A 16,650-nucleotide genomic window follows, 5' to 3' on the forward strand; every position below is an offset into this window, starting at 1 on the left:
ACCTGTTTAGAAATAAGCAGGTTTTTTTATGAAAATAATTAAAGGAAAACATATACTTTTAACACACTTTTACGTTAGCTCATTATAATCCCAACCTTACTGATGAAATCCCTGTTCCTGTCGCTCTTCGCGGCACTTTTGCTATTATCGTGTACCGACCACAAAGCCACTCACGTGGAGCGCTCCTTCTATTTTTGGAAGAACACTTCCTGGGGACTTGCCGACGCGGAAGAGACACTGCTGAATTCGGTAAAAGCCAAAAAGCTGTACGTGAAATTCTTCGAGGTGGAGTCTGATGACCTTTTTGGCAGCATCCCAACGGCTAAGACGCGTTTCCACCTGTATGACCCGGACAGCAATTATACCGTGGTGCCGGTGGTGTACCTGCGCAATGAGGTATTTAAAAAATGTACCCGCGGCAGCCTCGATTCGCTCGCGGACAATGTAAATTTCCTGATTAAGAGATATGTCGTGCAGGTGACCAGGGACAGCGCAAATTTTGGGCGCCTTAAAGAATACCAGATGGACTGCGACTGGACGCCTTCCACAAAAGACAATTACTTCTATTTCCTCAAAAAGCTAAAGGCACTCTCGCAGAAGAAGATCAGCTGTACGTTGCGGCTCTATCCGTATAAATACCCCGATAAAATGGGCGTTCCCCCGGTAGATAGTGCCATGCTGATGTGCTACAACCTGATCCATCCGCTGGATGATAAAAAGAAGAACACCATACTGGATATCGATGAGCTGGCCAGCTACCTCGATACCGGTGAAAAGTACCCGCTGCACCTCGACATCGCCCTGCCGGTATATTCGTGGGCACAGCTGTACCAGAACAATAAGTTCAGGGCCATCATGTACAGCAACCCTATGGCTGACGGCGGCTTCCGGAAAACGGAGGGGCTGTGGTATGAAGCGATACGGGACACCGTGGTAGATGACATATTCATCCGCAAGGGCGACAGGATCAAGCGGGAGGAAGTGACCAAAGAAGCCCTTGCCGAAGTGATACAACTGATAAAGAAAAACGTCCCGCTGGACGATACCATTACCGTATCGCTCTTCCACCTTGATGAATCACAATTAAAAAACTACAGCCATGAAGAAATCGCTCGCCTTTACACTGCTTTTACTGAGTAGCTTTGTACCCGCTGCCCGCGCCTGCTGGTACTATCCTACAGGCGACGACATCCGTTTTTGCTTTTTTAAGGATTATCTTGAAAGGTATCCCGGGTATGGCATGTTCAATTATACCGCCACCTATTTTTCGTATGATCCGCCAATAGATTACCGGCAGGACGCTGCCACCGACCCAAATATCGCATTGTGGAGGAGTTACTGCAACAACAAGGTTTCTGCGGAAAGCGTAGAGGATGCCGTGTATACAGAGTTGCTGCTGTCGCGGCATTCTGATAACGCGATGATTCAATACCTCCACAGCATAAAGGATTTTGAGGCGCTTGAGTATTTAAAGTTTGCCAAAGAGATCGAGAGCATGAATGAATATTACGAAAATCCGTGGGAACGCGATTGGGACATCGTTTCGCCCAAGCGCAAGAGCAGGATAGATATGGCCATTGAGAAGGCAGGATCTGTAAAGAATACGCTGATTAAGTCACGGTATTATTTCCTGGCCATCCGCCTGGCTTTCTACAATAAGGATTATGAGAGTGTACGAAAAGTGTACGACAATCATTTCGCCAAAAAGAAGCCCGAAAACATCATCGATTACTGGAGCCTGTACTTTAGGGCCGCCGCCGAGAAAGACCCCGCACTGCAAAGCTACTATGCGGCACTGGCTTTCGCGAAAGCGCCGGACAAGCGTTTTGTGGCATCCTATTATTTCCACAACGAGATTCCGCTTGCGGACGTGCTCAAACACGCTAAAAACAAAAAAGAGGCCGCGGAGATCTACGAAATGGCCGGCATGCGCAAAACAGATTATTCGCTCAAACTGCTCGAGGGCATTTACAAAAATGACAGGTCGTCCGAAGCCTTGGGCTTTTTGCTGGTACGCGAAATGAACAAGCTGGAGGACTGGATTTACACCCCGTATTATTCGTATTTCAGCCCCTCGTTATCCGAAGATTCCTGGGATCCCGAAAAGAACACTACGCCGCTATTGCTGCAAAGGATAGCCGACGACAGGCAATATGCCGCAAAGCTGCTGCAATTTGTCAATTCGGTTAACCCGGATAAAGTGCACGATGCTGAGGTATTCCGTTCGGCGAAGGCCTACCTGCTGTTCATGGTAAAGGACTATGAGGGCTGCCTGTCGTATATTAATTCGCTGAAACACAATCTGCCAAAAGATTCACAGCACCAGTTGGCACTCGTCAAAGCATTGTGCCTGACCGCCCACCAGCCGAAAGGCAGTGCGGTAATCCCTGAGGCTATTAAGCAATTGCTGATGTCGGAAAAAGAGGGGCATAACGAAAAGTTTGTTTTTGCCATCGGCCGCGAACTGGAGTACCTGGGCAACACAACCGATGCCGCACTGATCTATTCGCAACTTGAGAACATGGAATGGAAGTCGAAAGACCAGCGTACACCCTATTATAATGATTACTACAGCTATTGGTTCGAATATCTTGACGGGGCATATAGCACTACCGCGGTGAAAAGCCTTATTTCGGCCATAAATAATAATCATAAAAAGGATGCATTTTCCAAATGGCTCTATGCCAAAGCTACGGACGTGAACCAGCTGAATGACCTGTTAGGTACGAAATACCTCCGACTCAACAGGCTGCAAGAAGCACAAGCGGCCTTTAATAAAATGATACCCGACTCGCGCACATCAGGATACCTTGATGAAAATCCTTTTTATGAAATGAAATATACGCCCGATTTTGTGGAGCGACGGGACAGTATACAGTTCACCAAGGCCGACATAACAAAACACCTGATAAAGTACATCGCAAAAGGTGCCGACCCAGCCGAAAAGGACAGGGATTATTACAACTTCCTGGCGGGTACATGCTACTACAATATGACCCAAAACGGCAATAGCTGGTATATGAGGCGCTACGAATGGTCGAGCGTCGAACTTACCAGTTCGCTGCCCGATGAGGCGGACTTCCATAATTGCGATTACGCAAAGCAGTACTTTTTGAAAGCGTATAAATATGCCAAAACACGGAAATTCCGTGCGCTGTGCTTAAGGCTGGCGGCAAAATGCGAGCACAAGAAAGTGGAATATTGGCACGAAACCACAAAAGACGATTATAACACCAGCAGTTACGATTATGCTCTTGCCCACAATAGGTACAAGGACAAGTTCAAAAGGCTCTATGCGTCCTATTACAGTGACCTGTATGAATCAGGATGTGCTTCATACTTCAGGTATTTTGAGGCACGGCGGTAACGAGAAAACCCTGCTGAACGGCAGGGTTTTTTGTTCTATAGAGCCAATATTACTGCCTCTTCATGGCAAAAGTTTCGGTTGCAGGCTTGCCTTTTTGCATGCCGGATATTTCGGCGACAAGCGAGTCGTTATTGATCTTGTTGTAGGTTATCTTATTCGGGTAATCGTGATTGGGGTTCTCGAAAACCATTTGCGTATCGGTTGATGAGGTTAGCTCGAACGGTGTGGCCTGGCCGTTGTTCTGCCCCGGTACGGTAACGTTGTACACCAGTTTTCCGTTTGATTCCTCCAGTTGGATGCTTTCAGAGAAAACAGTATCCTTGCCGATCACGAAATAACTCTCGCCGTGGTACACCGAGTCGTTTTCCTTTTTCCATTTTTCGGTCAAAATGCCCTCGGGTGTCATGTTACCCCAGCTACCGATCAGCCATGCCGCCTTCTCAAGCTGCGGGTAGGTTTTGGCTGCGGGAGCTGTTTCGGTTTGGGTTGCTTCTGTTTCTTTCTTGCCGTTGCAGGAAAATATAGCCCCGCATACCAGAGCAACTGATAAAATTGTAATGGTCCGTTTCATGATTATTGATTTTGTTTGGTGCAAAGATGTATTTTGGAGCAATGGCAAAATTGTAAAAAACCGACATTAGGATTTTTTATTATGAATTGATTGCGGCGGAGTGAGCACGTCTCGCTCCCCTCTCCTTCGGAGAGGGGCCGGGGGTGAGGACTCGTGTTCCAAATCATTCATCAAAAACAAAATGCTTCGCCATCTCTAAATTCTCCGAAAAATACTGCTTCGGGTTCAGGCCGGTAAATTCCTTAAAATCCTTAATGAAATGTGCCTGGTCGTAAAAACCGCCATCGTAGGCCACATTGGTAAAGCTCACGAATTCCTTCTTTTCAATGAGCTGCAGCGTATTCTGGAAATGTATGATGCGGGCCAGGAACTTCGGCGAAAGCCCCACAGCTGCGACAAACTTACGCTCAAGCTGGCGTTGGCTTATTTCGAGCTCGTCCGCCAGTTTGTCGATGCTCACACTGCCGTCACTTGTAAGCAGGGCCTCCACGCAGTATTCCACATCGCGGTTGTCAAATGCTACCGAGTGCAGTTTTTTCATCAGGAACGCCTCAACGGTGGCTTTGCGGGCTTGATTGTCGGCGCAGGCAATCATCGCCTGTTCCAGGGCAATGCCGTCATTGCCCCACAGTTCGGCCACGGTGAGCGCACGCCCGGTAAAATCATTTACGTCGAAATCAATGAAAGGCTGCAATCCCGCCGGGTTGAACCGTGTGCTGAACAGCCCCACAGCTCCAGTAGGCTCTACCTCGATGAACGATTTTATCTGCCCGTAAATGATGCCGCGTGGCTGTAGAAACGAGGTTCCGTCCGGCTCATGCTTTTGAAACAGCTCTCCGTAGTTGAAGATCAGCTCAATGCACCCGTCGGGAAAAATGCGCTCCCGTTCTTTAGGGGCGTCGGCACCGGCATCCAGGCTCCAGTGGTAGCGCAAGTATGTTGAAAGTCCGGGAGAAGGGTCGTAGGTTACATATTCCATATCCTGTAAATGTAACGATATGACTTTGGATAAATAAAAAACAGCCAATCATTTTGACTGGCTGCCTAAATTTTTATATGAAAGATTATTTCCTGCCGTAATAAGAAGCAGAATCCTGATCTTCTATCCTTATTGTATTATTATTGTCCCGGAACTCTATCTCATAGGTCCAGTCGCCGCCATAATGCTCTACATGATATACATTGTCTCCCAGGTTTTCCCATGTAAGATCGAAGGAGCTGCTTGTGGAAAGGTGGTATTTGCCACCGCCATCGCCATCAATCTCATAAACGGTACGGTTGTCCTGAATGGCGGTATAATTTCCGGATGCAAGATCTTCAAAACCCGTAAGCTTCCATTTGCCAACAAACTTATCAGTGCTGTTATTATTGTTCCCGGTTTCCTTGCTGTCATCGCCTGAACAGGCTGTGAACATAATTATAATGGCCAGTGGCAATGCTCTCAAAGCTGTTTTCAAATTTTTCATTTTAGTTAGGTTTAGTGTTCCGGACAAAAATGTAAAATATTTTTTAACGATGCGATACCTATTAATAGGTATTTTGCTGTAACTGGATTAGTAGTTTTCTGATACAGATCTACCTGCATACAGTATGGCTTTGCTGTGTTTCGAAATGCATTATCCATCGCTTAAAAAAAGCAATAATGCGATATTTTAAAACACCTCTGCCGCCAGTTCCGCATTGATCAATGCCCCGGCCTTCATGCCGGAAGCCACCGCAATCGCCACCGCCCTTTGCCCATTGGTACAATCGCCTGATGCATATACCCCGGCAACATTGGTACGCTGCGTCTCGTCTACCACGATAAGGCCTGATTCGTTTATGGTACACCCCAGTTTTTCCGGAATGTCGGTGTGCTGTACATTCACGGGCTTCGAATAGATGGCATCAATGCTTTGGCGGCTGCCGTCTTCAAAAACAATGTGGGTTACATAGCCATCGGTATGCTCCAGTTCGGCAATATTCGCCTCATTTACAGGGATATTGTTTTTACCGAACTTCTCTAACTGCTCTTTCGTAAACTCCGCCTTGCCATTGGTATAAATGCTGAGGCCGTCTGTCAGTTGCGACACCAACAGGGCATAATGATAGGCCGCATCGCCATTGGCCAATATTGCTGTCTTTTTGCCGCGTATTTCGTAGCCGTGGCAGTAGGGGCAATGCACCACCGACTTCGCCCAGCATTCCGAAAAGCCTTTTATGTCGGGCATCATGTCGACTACGCCTGTCGCCACCAGCAGTTTTTTTGCAGTATAGGTTGTCCCTGACGCTGCCGTTACCATAAACCCGCCACCTGTCTTCACGGCATCCGTCGCCGTATCGGTAATGAATTCCACGGTAGGGTAGGTGAGCACCTGTTCTTTGGCTTTGGCCGAAATATCGCCCGGCACGGCGCCATCGTGGGTAATGAAGTTATGCGAATGCGGCGTAAACCGGTTGCACGGCTTCCCGCTGTCGATGATGAGCACGCTGCGCAGTGTCCGCCCCAATGCCATGGCCGCCGACAGCCCGCTGTAGCTCCCGCCGATGATGATAACGTCGTATGTGTTTTTCATTTGAATTTTGAGAGTTATTATTACGCTTTTTACCACATAGGTACATAGGATTCATAGTTGTTTTTATAGCGCTTAAGGGAACATATTGGCACATAGTGAAGCTTAGCTTCAATCTCTGTGTCACTAAAGCACCCTTAATTAGCGACTATGAATCCTATGTACCTATGTGGTTAAATTTTTATGAGTGAAAATCCGCCCAATTCGGAGCTCGTCCGCACGGCAGGAGCATCATTTGTTCCAAACTTTTTTTGGCAAATATAAATGAATTTCGTATTATTGCAACATAATTGCATTAATAAAATGAAACGCCGCAACACCCCTGCCAAGAACACCATACTTAACCTGCTGAAAAACGCAGGAAATGCCCTGAGCCAGGAAATGATAGAAGCCGAAGTAAAAGGCGAAATGGACCGCGTGACCATCTACCGGGTGCTGAACAGCTTCTGCGAGGACGGCGTGACCCACCGCATCCTGAGTGACGAAGGCAAGTACTATTTTGCCCTGTGCCTGGACTGCCACCACCATGAGCACCACACGCACGACCATTTCCACTTCCGGTGTGTGGGGTGCCAAAAGGTAGAATGCCTGGAGGAACAGGTTACGGTACAGCTGCCACAGGGCTACCGTAGGGAAAGCATCAGCAGCTGGGTAACGGGGTATTGTGCCGGGTGTTCGTAGAGTGCTGATTTTTTAGCCACGAATTACACTAATTTCCACAAATTTTTCCGATGATTCCCTAAATTTATTTAACCACATAGATACATAGGTTTCATAGTATTTATTGAGGAGACATAATTTCACATAGATGAAGCTACGCTTCACTATGTGTTATTCGATTGCTTCCTTTTTGCATTCATCCACTAAAGCTATGTATCTATGTGGTTAAAAAATATTGCAAAAAGGGCAGGGAGTAAAATTGGTGGAAATTAGCGTAATTCGTGGCAAAACTTCATGATAGTACCGCAATTCCCGTAGCTCCCCTCTCCTTGGGAGCGGGGCTGGGGGTGAGGTCAAAAATAACCGTGCATCATTGGAACAATTTTTGTAATTTTGCACCTCGAAAACAAGGAGAAAGACAAATGTTAGACAGGTTACAATTCATAAAGCAGCGTTTTGACGAGGTATCGGACCTGGTGATCCAGCCGGACATCATTGCCGACCAGAAGCGCTATGTGCAGCTCAACAAAGAATATAAAGACCTTAAGGCGCTCGTGGACAAACGCGAGGAGTACCTTAACGTGACGGGCAACCTGAAGGAAGCCCAGGAGATAATTGCCGACGGCAGCGACCCCGAAATGGTCGAAATGGCCAAGATGCAGCTGGACGAGGCCAAGGAAAGGCTTCCGCAGCTGGAGGACGAGATCAAGTTCATGCTGATACCGAAGGATGCCGAAGACGCGAAGAACGTAATGGTTGAGGTTCGTGCCGGTGCCGGTGGCGACGAGGCCAGTATTTTTGCGGGCGACCTGTTCCGGATGTACACCAAGTACTGCGAGAGCAGGGGATGGCGCACCAGCGTGGTCGACATGAACGAGGGTACTTCGGGCGGCTTCAAGGAAGTTATCTTTGAGGTGACGGGCGAAGACGTATACGGCACCCTGAAGTTCGAGGCCGGCGTGCACCGCGTACAGCGCGTGCCGCAAACCGAGACCCAGGGCCGCGTTCATACCTCGGCGGCAACCGTTATGGTGCTTCCGGAGGCGGAGGAATTCGACGTGCAGATCGACATGAACGACGTGCGCATCGACCTGTTCTGTTCGTCAGGGCCGGGCGGCCAGTCGGTAAACACGACCAAGTCGGCCGTACGTATGACGCACATCCCAACGGGCCTTGTGGCACAGTGCCAGGACGAAAAGTCGCAGCACAAGAACAAGGACAAGGCACTGCAGGTACTGCGTTCGCGCCTGTACGAAATGGAGCTGGCCAAAAAGCAGGAGGAAGACGCCAAGAAACGTTCGTCGCAGGTAAGCAGCGGCGACCGTTCGGCCAAGATACGCACCTACAACTACTCGCAGGGGCGCATCACCGACCACAGGATCGGCCTCAGCATCTTCGACCTGGACGGCTTCATGAACGGCAACATCCAGAAAATGATCGACGAGCTCCAGCTAGTAAACAATACCGAAAAGCTCAAGGAAAGCGAAGTATATTAATAAGGATCCCGGCGTGAGTCGGGATTTTTTTTGCTCCAAATACCGCACGCCCGTGTCATTCTGAGCGCAGTGCAACGGAGTCGAAGAATCTCTCCTCTGTCATTTCGACCGTATCCGCCGCCGCGGAGGAGTGGAGAAATCTCTTAATCCGAGTCCTCTCCCCCGGCCCCTCTCCGAAGGAGAGGGGAGCGAGACGTGCTTACTCAAACCCTTTAATTGTGTGACCCTTCGGGCAGGAGTGAAGCTCATTCCCCTCCCCTGGAGGGGTGTCCGCCGCGGCGGACGGGGTGGTTAAAATCATCAAATCAACCAACAACCAAAATCCTTATCTTTGCCTCAATGGACAAAAACCTTTACATCATCGCGGGCTGCAACGGCGCGGGCAAGACAACTGCCTCGTTTGCCATACTGCCGGAAATGCTGGACTGTAAAGAGTTCGTCAATGCCGACGAGATTGCCAGGGGATTGTCGCCGTTCCGGCCCGATGCGGTAGCGTTCGAAGCGGGCAGGATCATGCTCCGCCGCATCGACGAGCTGATGGAGGCAGGCGAAACATTCGCCTTTGAAACCACACTTGCCACCAAAAGCTATAGCGGCAGGATACGGCAGGCACAACGATTGGGCTATAAGGTAACGCTGCTGTTCTTCTGGCTCGAAAGCATTGAGCTGGCTATTGACCGCGTAGCCACACGGGTACGCGAAGGAGGGCACAACATCCCGCCCGATGTGATAGCCCGGAGGTACAAAGGCGGCATACGGAATTTATTCGCCATTTACCTGCCGATTGTTGACGAAACGCTTATCTTTGATAATACAACGGGGCCCGAATTGATTGCGGGAAAAAATAAAACAGACGGCCTGAGCGTTTTTAACGAAACAATGTTTAAAAAAATAAGTGATGAAAACGGATAAACTGACCCAACACCAAAAGAAAATCATCGATGCCATGGCAAAGGTCAGTGATTACCTCATTGCCTACAAAAAGCGTATGGACAGCCCGTTGGTGGTAAGCCAGAATGGCAAGATCGTCCACATCAAGCCCTGGCTCAACGAAGCCGATACCACTAAAAATAAGTAAGCCTCCCTGTGGAGGTTTTTTCTTTTCCATTTCGAACGGAACGCAGTGGAGAGAGAAATCTCCTCTGTCATTTCGACCGTATCCGCCGCGGCGGAGGAGTGGAGAAATCTCTTAATCCGTGAGTCCTCTCCCCCAGCCCCTCTCCGAAGGAGAGGGGAGCGAGACGTGCTTACTCAAACCCCTTAATTGTGTGACCCTTCGGGCAGGAGTGAAGCTCATTCCCCTCCCCTGGAGGGGTGTCCGCCGCGGCGGACGGGGTGGTTAAGACTACTTTTTAGGGCGTGCCGCTCCACTGCGTTACACGTCGGGCTTTCGGCTTTATCTGCCTCCGCAGGCTACGGCAGGAATGGGCTCTATCCCTCACGGGGTGGGTAGTAAAATATCTTCTTACAAAGCTGATAACAATCCTTACTAAAAATTTAACAAATATTTCTGACAGTAATATTACTGTCAGAAATATTTTTTCTTATCTTTGTACCAGTTCTTTGAAATTGTTTCGAGCCAAATACTAACTGGAGTACCTTATAGCTTAATTCGTTAAGCAACCCGAAAGGGTATTTTGAGACAACAAGCATTCTAGTGATGCCCGCCGTGCCGCGATACGAATTGCGCGCGATGTGGCTACGCCGTTAGCCGCGAAAGGTTGCCGCGTTCAAAAGATACATTATAAGATGTATTTACTATCCACTAAGAATATGCCATATTTATTAAGGCATTTATATTTTTCTATTAATTGTCATATGTTCATTAAGAGCAGGAATATTAAGGTTGTGTACAGAGAGCATTGTCAACGCAGTTAGTATGGGCGACCTCGGCATGAGCAGGAACGATAGTCGTTCCATTATTAACAATTAAAAGTATTATATCATGTCTAGAAAACAAAGAAACAATCTAGTCGATGGCCTTATCAATTCGATTCAGGACATCAAATCAATGAGCCAGTGCTCTCTTTCGGTAACAGACCTAACCGTCCTAAATGAAGCAATTGAAAAATTGCAGAAGTTGAAAACAAAGAAAGGATTAACCAACAAACATCTTCAACCTCAAGTTGTAGAAATTGTTGAGGTGATTACCTTTTATTTAATTAACCAATGTAGACAAACTTCCGTTTAACCGACACACCTTAATTTTTTTCACCATGAATCTCGGATCAGTAATAAAAAAAATACGTCAAGATCGGAAGCAAACTCAGACGGAGTTTGCTTCTGCTTGTGGTATTACCCAAACATATCTTTCTCAAATTGAAAGTAATTCAAAAGAACCAAATCTTTCTACTTTAAAGGAAATAAGCAAAGCAATTGATGTTCCTCTGCCTATCTTGTTTTTTCTTTCATTAGATAAGCAAGATATTGACCCAAAAAAAAGAGCTGATTTTGAATTATTATCACCTAAAGTAAAAGAGTTAGTAAATGAATTCTTCGGATTATAAAGCTTCAGAATTAAAGAGAATAGGGGCTATCGTAAAATTTTCACGAGAACGTCTTTCATATCTTATAGAGAATCCTGATGAACACTATCGAGAGAGGACAGAAGAAAAGAAAGATAAAAAAGGAGATTATAAGCGTTATCTGGACGGAACTATTAAAACCCGTACGATTTCTCCCTCCAAAGGCGATTTGAAATTTGTACAGCATAAAATAAAGAATCGCATTTTAAGTAAATATGTATTGCCTAAGAATATTCATGGAGGAGTAAAACGAAGAAGTAATATTACTAATGCCAAGGTGCATCAAGGTAAGAAATTTGTATTTATGACTGATTTACAAAATTTTTATCCGTCTATAAATGCTACTATGGTATATGATGCATTGATCAGTCTAGGAGAAACTCCTTACTTTGCCAGTCATATTTCTAAATTGACGACGTGGAAGAATCAGGTTCCACAGGGGGCACCAACCAGTACACATATCTCAAACATTGTTTTTCTTAAAACAGATAGAATCCTTATTGATTTTTGTAATAAACGTGGCATCACTTATACCAGATATATAGATGATTTAACTTTTTCATCTCCAAAAAATTTTCAAGAGGATATCTCAGAAATTTTGACAATCATTCAAAATGGTGGATTTTTAATTAGTAGGAGGAAAACTGTATATGGAGGTAAAATAAAATTGATTACAGGGATAGAGGTTTATCATAATAAAATTGATGTACCGCAAAAAATAAAAGATTTAGCCCGTACAGAAGTCGACCTTCCTGTAAAGCCATACACTGATTATTGTAATCGTGTATGGGCTACAAATAATAAAATTTATAGATAAGTACCGTGTGATTGATTGCTGTAAATATCACTCTTCCCGACCTGCAAGGTTTTCAAAACTTTGTAAGTCTGTTATGTTTCGCTCATCTTACCTATAAGTCTCAAAGACCTTGCAGGAGTTACAGGATTTCGTTTCAAAATCTACACGGGATGAATTAGTGAAATTTGTGTAATTCGTGGCTAACAAACCACCCCGCCCTTCAGGCACCCCTCCAGAGGAGGGGAAAAAGCTGCACTCACACCCAAAATCATTGCGCAACTTTGCGAAATAAATCACTTTTAACCCCACCCAAACCTTTTTATACCCCTAAAACCCTCCCGCACATACCCTAAAATCCCCTCTGGCATACCCTAAAATACCCCAACATCGGCCCTAAAACCACCCTGTGTGACCATAAAATTTCCTATTTTTGCGCAAACAACACGACATGACAACACAACAATTATATGCCGAGATCATCAGGAAAAAATCGTTCCTCTGCATCGGCCTCGACGTCGACCTCGACAAGATCCCGCCGCACCTGTTGGCAACCGAGGACCCCATATTTGAATTCAACAAGGCCATCATCGATGCCACGCACGACCTGGCTGTGGCCTACAAGCCCAACACCGCATTCTACGAGGCGTATGGCCTGAAAGGTTGGCATTCACTGGAAAAAACCATCAACTACCTGAACGAAAAGCACCCTGAGATCTTCACCATCGCCGATGCCAAGCGCGGCGACATAGGCAATACCTCGGCCATGTATGCCAGGGCGTTCCTCGAGGACCTGGCGTTTGACTCCGTTACCGTGGCGCCCTACATGGGCAGGGACAGCGTGGAGCCGTTCCTTGCGGTTAAGGACAAGTTCACCATACTGCTGGCGCTGACCTCCAACGGTGGCGCCTTTGATTTCCAAACGCAAAAGGCAGGCGACGGCGAGCTCTACAAAACCGTGCTAAAGACCAGTAAAACCTGGCAAAACAGCGAAAACCTGATGTACGTGATCGGCGCTACCAAAGCCGAATACTTCACTGAGGTGCGCAAAATCGTGCCCAACAGCTTCCTGCTCGTTCCGGGGGTGGGCGCGCAGGGGGGCAGCCTGAGCGAGGTGTGCCGCTACGGCATGAACGATACCGTGGGGCTGCTCGTCAACTCGTCGCGGGGCATCATCTATGCGTCTAATGATGAGGATTTTGCAGAGAAAGCAAGGGGAGAAGCCCAGGCCATGCAGCAGGAAATGGAGGCCATCATCATCGATTGGCAGCTGTCGAAAGCGCTTGATTAAGATACGATTACAATAAAGAAAATGTCACATTGAGCGCAGTCGAAATGCGGCATTTTCTTTCTCAATAAGCTTCCCGACTGCGCTCGAAGTGACAAACCTAACGTACTCTGGTGTTCACGATAACATAATTACAATGAAAACTTACACCGACCAGACCGGCCATACCATAACCCTTTCGGCAACACCCAAACGCATTGTGTCGATTGTGCCTTCGCAAACTGAACTGCTGTTCGACCTGGGGCTGGAGGACAGCCTTGTGGGCATCACCAAGTTTTGCGTGCACCCGTACCATTTGAAGTCGACCAAAAAGATCGTGGGTGGTACCAAGAAGGTGCATTACGAGAAGATACGCCTGCTGCAGCCCGACATCATCATTGCCAACAAGGAGGAGAATACCGAGGAGATCGTCAACACCCTGCGGGAGATCGCGCCCGTGTGGACCAGCGATATTATTACCATACAGGACAGCCTGGACATGATCGCGGAGTTCGGAAAAATCTTTGCAGTACGCACTGCCGCCGCGCAACTGACGGACAGGATCAACTACGCCATGGCCGATTTCCAAAAGTTCATGGCAGGGAAGGCGTGGCTCAAAACCGTGTATTTCATCTGGAAGGAGCCGTACATGGTGGCGGGTAAGGAGACGTTCATCAATGAGATGATGAAGCTGAACCATTTTACCAATATTTACGAAGAGCGCGAAGGCCGCTACCCCGAAGTGATCGTGCAGAAAATGCGCATCCAGGGCGACCCCGAAGTGCTGCTGCTATCCTCCGAGCCTTATCCTTTTAAAGACGAAGATGCCTTTGAACTGGGCAGGCATACGCACCACGCCAAAACGGTATTCGTGGATGGGGAGATGTTTTCGTGGTACGGCAGCCGGATGGTAAAGGCGTTCGCCTACTTTAAGCAATTGCAGGAAAGGCTGGAGGAGCCTGTTTAAGAAATTTTGCAACCTCACAATTGTTTTTTTACCACAAGGGACACAAGGTTTTTTCACTAGGGACACAAGTAAAGCAAGTTCATGGTGAAGTTCACAAAGTATTACGCTTCGCTTTGTGAACTTATGCGCACAGCTTCGTGACCTTTGTGCGATCATTGTGTCCCTTGTGGTAAAAACAAAACCATTAATGGTTAAAATTCTACTCAATGTAGAGAGTAATTTGTGGCAGGAAAATTATTTCCTCATCTTCCTGAAAAGGAAAATATATTCTTCAGCGGTATCAAAATCCTCGTAGCCGATCTTGCCAATCACCTTGCCGTATTTGTCCAATGTAACTATGAATGGGAAAAAGCCGTCGCGGTTGTACTTTTCCGTTAAGATCATCTTGGGGTCGTTGACGTTCACCGGCTCGGGATCGCCTTTCTTTTCGAGGAAATCAGCACGCAACAGTACCCAGTCGCTTTGGGCCGCGGCTTTGAATTCGGGCGTCTGCCAAACTTTTTTCTCCAGTTCCATGCAGGGGAGGCACCAGTCGGAACCCGAAAATACCAGCAGTATGTTCTTGTTGAAGGCTACGGCTTTACGTTTTGCAGTCTCCAGGTCGGTATGCCATTCCTGCGAAAATCCAACAACATTCGACAGCAGGCACAACAGGATAAAGCTCTTTTTCACGTCTTCTGATTTTTTGCAAATGTAGTCAAGTAGTGCTTCCGATTGCTGAAGGCAGTTATAATTTTTTCAGAAAATTAGGAAGGGTATCGCGTTCGAGTGGAAGCCCCGGTATTTTAAGGCAATATTAAACTAAAAATGCCGGTACCCTACGTACCGGCATTCTTCTAACTAACCCTAACCAAATGTGAGAAAACCATTTATTGTATGCAAATTACTCAAAAATATTTCTGTCCAATGTTAAGGCTATGTTATTTATAGCGTCTTGATAATTAAAAAATTAGCTATTTGTTATCCTGCTGTGCGAACACCCTTTTCAGCAGGTCTGAAGTACGTGCGGAGATGTTGTTGCGGATTTCTTTTTCCTCCACGGCGATCATCTTGTACACCCCCTCAAGGGCTTTGTTGGTCACGTAGTCCGTCAGGTCGGGGTTTACCTTTTGTACCATGGGCAACTTGTTGTATTGGGTAATGATGTTGTTCCAAACCTTATCGGCACCCACCTTGCTGAACGACGACTTGATCACCGGGTTGAACTTGGTGTACAACTGTGAATTGGTCTGGCCTTTCAGGTAGGTTGTGGCGGCCTCGTCGTTGCCCATCAGTATGTTTTTGGCGTCATTGAAGGTGATGTTCTTCACTGCCGATACGAATATCGGGGTGGCTTCCTTTACTGCATTTTCGGCAGCGCGGTTCATCATGAGAAGGCCTTCGTCGGCAAGCTTTCCTAACCCGACCGTACGCAGGGTCTTATCCACTTTCTGCAGTTCTTCGGGAAGAAGGATTTTTACCATCTGGTTTTTGTAGAAACCATCGGTCTGCGTAAGCTTTGTAACCTGCTTGTCGATCCCGTTATCCAGTGCTTCGCGGAGGCCGGCCGCAATGTCGGCATTATTTAGTGTCCCGAGTTGCGGTAGTTGCGAAGCTACCTGCTGCAATTCGGCACAGCCGGAAAAAAGGAAACAAATGGCGAGAAGCGGTATAAAAAGCTTTTTCATGGTGTAGGATATTTACTTTTGATCCTGTAAAGCAAACACTTTTTTCAATAAATCGGAAGTACGCGACGATAAATTTGTCCTAATATTTTTCTCCTCGACTGTAATCATTTTGAATACACCCTCAAGGGCTTTGGTAGTAACGTAGTCGGTCAGGTCGGGGTTCACTTTGCTCACCAGCGGCAGGGCGTTGTATTTTGCAATGATGCCGGCCCAAACCTTGTCGGCGCCTACCTTGTCCAGCGATGTTTTTACCACGGGGCTGAATTTGCCGTAGAGTGGGGTGGTGGTCGTTTTTTGGAGGTAAGCCGTAGCCGAGTTGTCGGCACCCATCAGGATCTTCTTCGCATCGGTGATGGTCATTTTGGTAATGGCATCGACAAAAATGGGCGTAGCCTCTTTCACGGCGTCTTCAGCGGCGCGGTTCAGTACTTTGATGCCTTCATCGGCCAGGCTGGACATTCCCATCTGGCGCAGTTTTCTATCTACTTTTTGGAGTTCCGGCGGCAGGAGTATCTTCACGGCTTCGTTTTTATAGAAACCGTCTTCCGCAGTTAGTTTGGTGACTTCTTTGGTAACGCCGTTGTTCAGCGCTTCCTTCAGCGCCTTGCCAATGTCGGCATTACTGAGCGAACCGCCCCCCGAAATCAGGTCTTTACCTTTGCCTACAAGGTCTTTGAGTTGGGCGTTGGCATTGGCAGACAATGCCATGACAATAAAGAGTGAGAAGAGTATTTTTTTCATTTTTATGAGGTTTCATATATAAAAACAAAAACTATACCTAAATG

At 47.1% G+C, this 16,650-nt stretch carries 17 protein-coding genes; 10 read left to right on the top strand and 7 right to left on the bottom strand.

Going from position 1 to position 16,650, the window contains the following annotated elements; all coding sequences use genetic code 11:
• Window positions 1-102: 102 nt before the first annotated feature.
• Entirely contained in the window at window positions 103-1,140 is a 1,038-nt protein-coding gene (locus OGH69_RS05925; protein ID WP_265173530.1) for a hypothetical protein, read from the top strand.
• Window positions 1,100-3,367 carry a hypothetical protein gene (locus OGH69_RS05930; protein WP_265173531.1) on the top strand — a complete coding sequence of 756 codons (2,268 nt, stop codon included), beginning with the start codon at window positions 1,100-1,102 and terminating at the stop codon, window positions 3,365-3,367. The genes OGH69_RS05925 and OGH69_RS05930 overlap by 41 nt, the downstream gene beginning before the upstream one ends.
• 49 nt (window positions 3,368-3,416) lie before the next feature.
• Here OGH69_RS05930 and OGH69_RS05935 read toward each other — a convergent pair whose 3' ends face one another.
• From OGH69_RS05935 to OGH69_RS05950, 4 genes are all read right to left on the bottom strand, one after another.
• On the bottom strand, window positions 3,417-3,938 hold the full coding sequence (locus OGH69_RS05935) for a DUF6265 family protein (RefSeq protein ID WP_265173532.1): 522 nt from the start codon (window positions 3,936-3,938) through the stop codon (window positions 3,417-3,419).
• 163 nt (window positions 3,939-4,101) lie between these two features.
• Entirely contained in the window at window positions 4,102-4,917 is an 816-nt protein-coding gene (locus tag OGH69_RS05940) for a helix-turn-helix domain-containing protein (RefSeq protein WP_265173533.1), read from the bottom strand.
• 85 nt (window positions 4,918-5,002) lie between these two features.
• A complete protein-coding gene (locus OGH69_RS05945; RefSeq protein WP_265173534.1) occupies window positions 5,003-5,404 on the bottom strand; it encodes a hypothetical protein in 402 nt (133 codons plus the stop codon).
• A 186-nt stretch (window positions 5,405-5,590) separates the two neighbouring features.
• On the bottom strand, window positions 5,591-6,493 hold the full coding sequence (locus OGH69_RS05950; protein WP_265173535.1) for an NAD(P)/FAD-dependent oxidoreductase: 903 nt from the start codon (window positions 6,491-6,493) through the stop codon (window positions 5,591-5,593).
• A gap of 300 nt (window positions 6,494-6,793) precedes the next feature.
• Here OGH69_RS05950 and OGH69_RS05955 point away from each other — a divergent pair, with 300 nt between their 5' ends.
• The 8 genes from OGH69_RS05955 to OGH69_RS05990 all read left to right on the top strand — a co-directional run bounded on the left by OGH69_RS05955 (window position 6,794) and on the right by OGH69_RS05990 (window position 14,198).
• Window positions 6,794-7,171 (top strand): Fur family transcriptional regulator, encoded by a 378-nt coding sequence (locus OGH69_RS05955; protein ID WP_265173536.1) that lies wholly within the window; start codon window positions 6,794-6,796, stop codon window positions 7,169-7,171.
• Window positions 7,172-7,572: 401 nt separating this feature from the next.
• A complete protein-coding gene (gene prfA / locus OGH69_RS05960; RefSeq protein ID WP_265173537.1) occupies window positions 7,573-8,646 on the top strand; it encodes a peptide chain release factor 1 in 1,074 nt (357 codons plus the stop codon).
• Window positions 8,647-8,985: 339 nt separating this feature from the next.
• Entirely contained in the window at window positions 8,986-9,558 is a 573-nt protein-coding gene (locus tag OGH69_RS05965) for an ATPase (protein ID WP_265173538.1), read from the top strand.
• The gene (locus OGH69_RS05970) at window positions 9,545-9,724 is read left to right on the top strand and encodes a hypothetical protein (protein ID WP_265173539.1); all 180 of its coding nucleotides are present in this window, start codon (window positions 9,545-9,547) and stop codon (window positions 9,722-9,724) included. Before OGH69_RS05965 ends, OGH69_RS05970 begins: the two co-directional genes overlap by 14 nt.
• A gap of 1,138 nt (window positions 9,725-10,862) precedes the next feature.
• Window positions 10,863-11,153, top strand: coding sequence for a helix-turn-helix domain-containing protein (locus OGH69_RS05975; protein ID WP_265173540.1), 291 nt, complete (start codon window positions 10,863-10,865; stop codon window positions 11,151-11,153).
• Entirely contained in the window at window positions 11,134-11,988 is an 855-nt protein-coding gene (locus tag OGH69_RS05980) for a reverse transcriptase family protein (RefSeq protein ID WP_265173541.1), read from the top strand. Before OGH69_RS05975 ends, OGH69_RS05980 begins: the two co-directional genes overlap by 20 nt.
• A gap of 427 nt (window positions 11,989-12,415) precedes the next feature.
• Entirely contained in the window at window positions 12,416-13,255 is an 840-nt protein-coding gene (gene pyrF, locus OGH69_RS05985) for an orotidine-5'-phosphate decarboxylase (RefSeq protein WP_265173542.1), read from the top strand.
• 133 nt (window positions 13,256-13,388) lie between these two features.
• Complete coding sequence (locus tag OGH69_RS05990; RefSeq protein ID WP_265173543.1) at window positions 13,389-14,198, top strand: ABC transporter substrate-binding protein; 810 nt, start codon at window positions 13,389-13,391, stop codon at window positions 14,196-14,198.
• 234 nt (window positions 14,199-14,432) lie between these two features.
• Here OGH69_RS05990 and OGH69_RS05995 read toward each other — a convergent pair whose 3' ends face one another.
• From OGH69_RS05995 to OGH69_RS06005, 3 genes are all read right to left on the bottom strand, one after another.
• On the bottom strand, window positions 14,433-14,870 hold the full coding sequence (locus OGH69_RS05995; protein WP_265173544.1) for a thioredoxin family protein: 438 nt from the start codon (window positions 14,868-14,870) through the stop codon (window positions 14,433-14,435).
• A gap of 281 nt (window positions 14,871-15,151) precedes the next feature.
• Window positions 15,152-15,865 (bottom strand): DUF4197 domain-containing protein, encoded by a 714-nt coding sequence (locus OGH69_RS06000; RefSeq protein ID WP_265173545.1) that lies wholly within the window; start codon window positions 15,863-15,865, stop codon window positions 15,152-15,154.
• A 12-nt stretch (window positions 15,866-15,877) separates the two neighbouring features.
• A complete protein-coding gene (locus tag OGH69_RS06005) occupies window positions 15,878-16,606 on the bottom strand; it encodes a DUF4197 domain-containing protein (protein WP_265173546.1) in 729 nt (242 codons plus the stop codon).
• Between the last annotated feature and the right edge of the window lie 44 nt (window positions 16,607-16,650).

Origin of the sequence: Flavobacterium sp. MFBS3-15 (assembly GCF_026107645.2) — a bacterium.
Classification (GTDB): Bacteria; Bacteroidota; Bacteroidia; order Flavobacteriales; family Flavobacteriaceae; genus Flavobacterium.

What these genes read in the sequence shown, in the direction of transcription:
- OGH69_RS05925 (WP_265173530.1), top strand. Translation starts at nt 103, where the DNA reads ATGAAATCCCTGTTCCTGTCGCTCTTCGCGGCACTTTTGCTATTATCG.
- OGH69_RS05930 (WP_265173531.1), top strand. Translation starts at nt 1,100, where the DNA reads ATGAAGAAATCGCTCGCCTTTACACTGCTTTTACTGAGTAGCTTTGTA.
- OGH69_RS05935 (WP_265173532.1), bottom strand. Translation starts at nt 3,938, where the DNA reads ATGAAACGGACCATTACAATTTTATCAGTTGCTCTGGTATGCGGGGCT.
- OGH69_RS05940 (WP_265173533.1), bottom strand. Translation starts at nt 4,917, where the DNA reads ATGGAATATGTAACCTACGACCCTTCTCCCGGACTTTCAACATACTTG.
- OGH69_RS05945 (WP_265173534.1), bottom strand. Translation starts at nt 5,404, where the DNA reads ATGAAAAATTTGAAAACAGCTTTGAGAGCATTGCCACTGGCCATTATA.
- OGH69_RS05950 (WP_265173535.1), bottom strand. Translation starts at nt 6,493, where the DNA reads ATGAAAAACACATACGACGTTATCATCATCGGCGGGAGCTACAGCGGG.
- OGH69_RS05955 (WP_265173536.1), top strand. Translation starts at nt 6,794, where the DNA reads ATGAAACGCCGCAACACCCCTGCCAAGAACACCATACTTAACCTGCTG.
- prfA (WP_265173537.1), top strand. Translation starts at nt 7,573, where the DNA reads ATGTTAGACAGGTTACAATTCATAAAGCAGCGTTTTGACGAGGTATCG.
- OGH69_RS05965 (WP_265173538.1), top strand. Translation starts at nt 8,986, where the DNA reads ATGGACAAAAACCTTTACATCATCGCGGGCTGCAACGGCGCGGGCAAG.
- OGH69_RS05970 (WP_265173539.1), top strand. Translation starts at nt 9,545, where the DNA reads ATGAAAACGGATAAACTGACCCAACACCAAAAGAAAATCATCGATGCC.
- OGH69_RS05975 (WP_265173540.1), top strand. Translation starts at nt 10,863, where the DNA reads ATGAATCTCGGATCAGTAATAAAAAAAATACGTCAAGATCGGAAGCAA.
- OGH69_RS05980 (WP_265173541.1), top strand. Translation starts at nt 11,134, where the DNA reads ATGAATTCTTCGGATTATAAAGCTTCAGAATTAAAGAGAATAGGGGCT.
- pyrF (WP_265173542.1), top strand. Translation starts at nt 12,416, where the DNA reads ATGACAACACAACAATTATATGCCGAGATCATCAGGAAAAAATCGTTC.
- OGH69_RS05990 (WP_265173543.1), top strand. Translation starts at nt 13,389, where the DNA reads ATGAAAACTTACACCGACCAGACCGGCCATACCATAACCCTTTCGGCA.
- OGH69_RS06000 (WP_265173545.1), bottom strand. Translation starts at nt 15,865, where the DNA reads ATGAAAAAGCTTTTTATACCGCTTCTCGCCATTTGTTTCCTTTTTTCC.
- OGH69_RS06005 (WP_265173546.1), bottom strand. Translation starts at nt 16,606, where the DNA reads ATGAAAAAAATACTCTTCTCACTCTTTATTGTCATGGCATTGTCTGCC.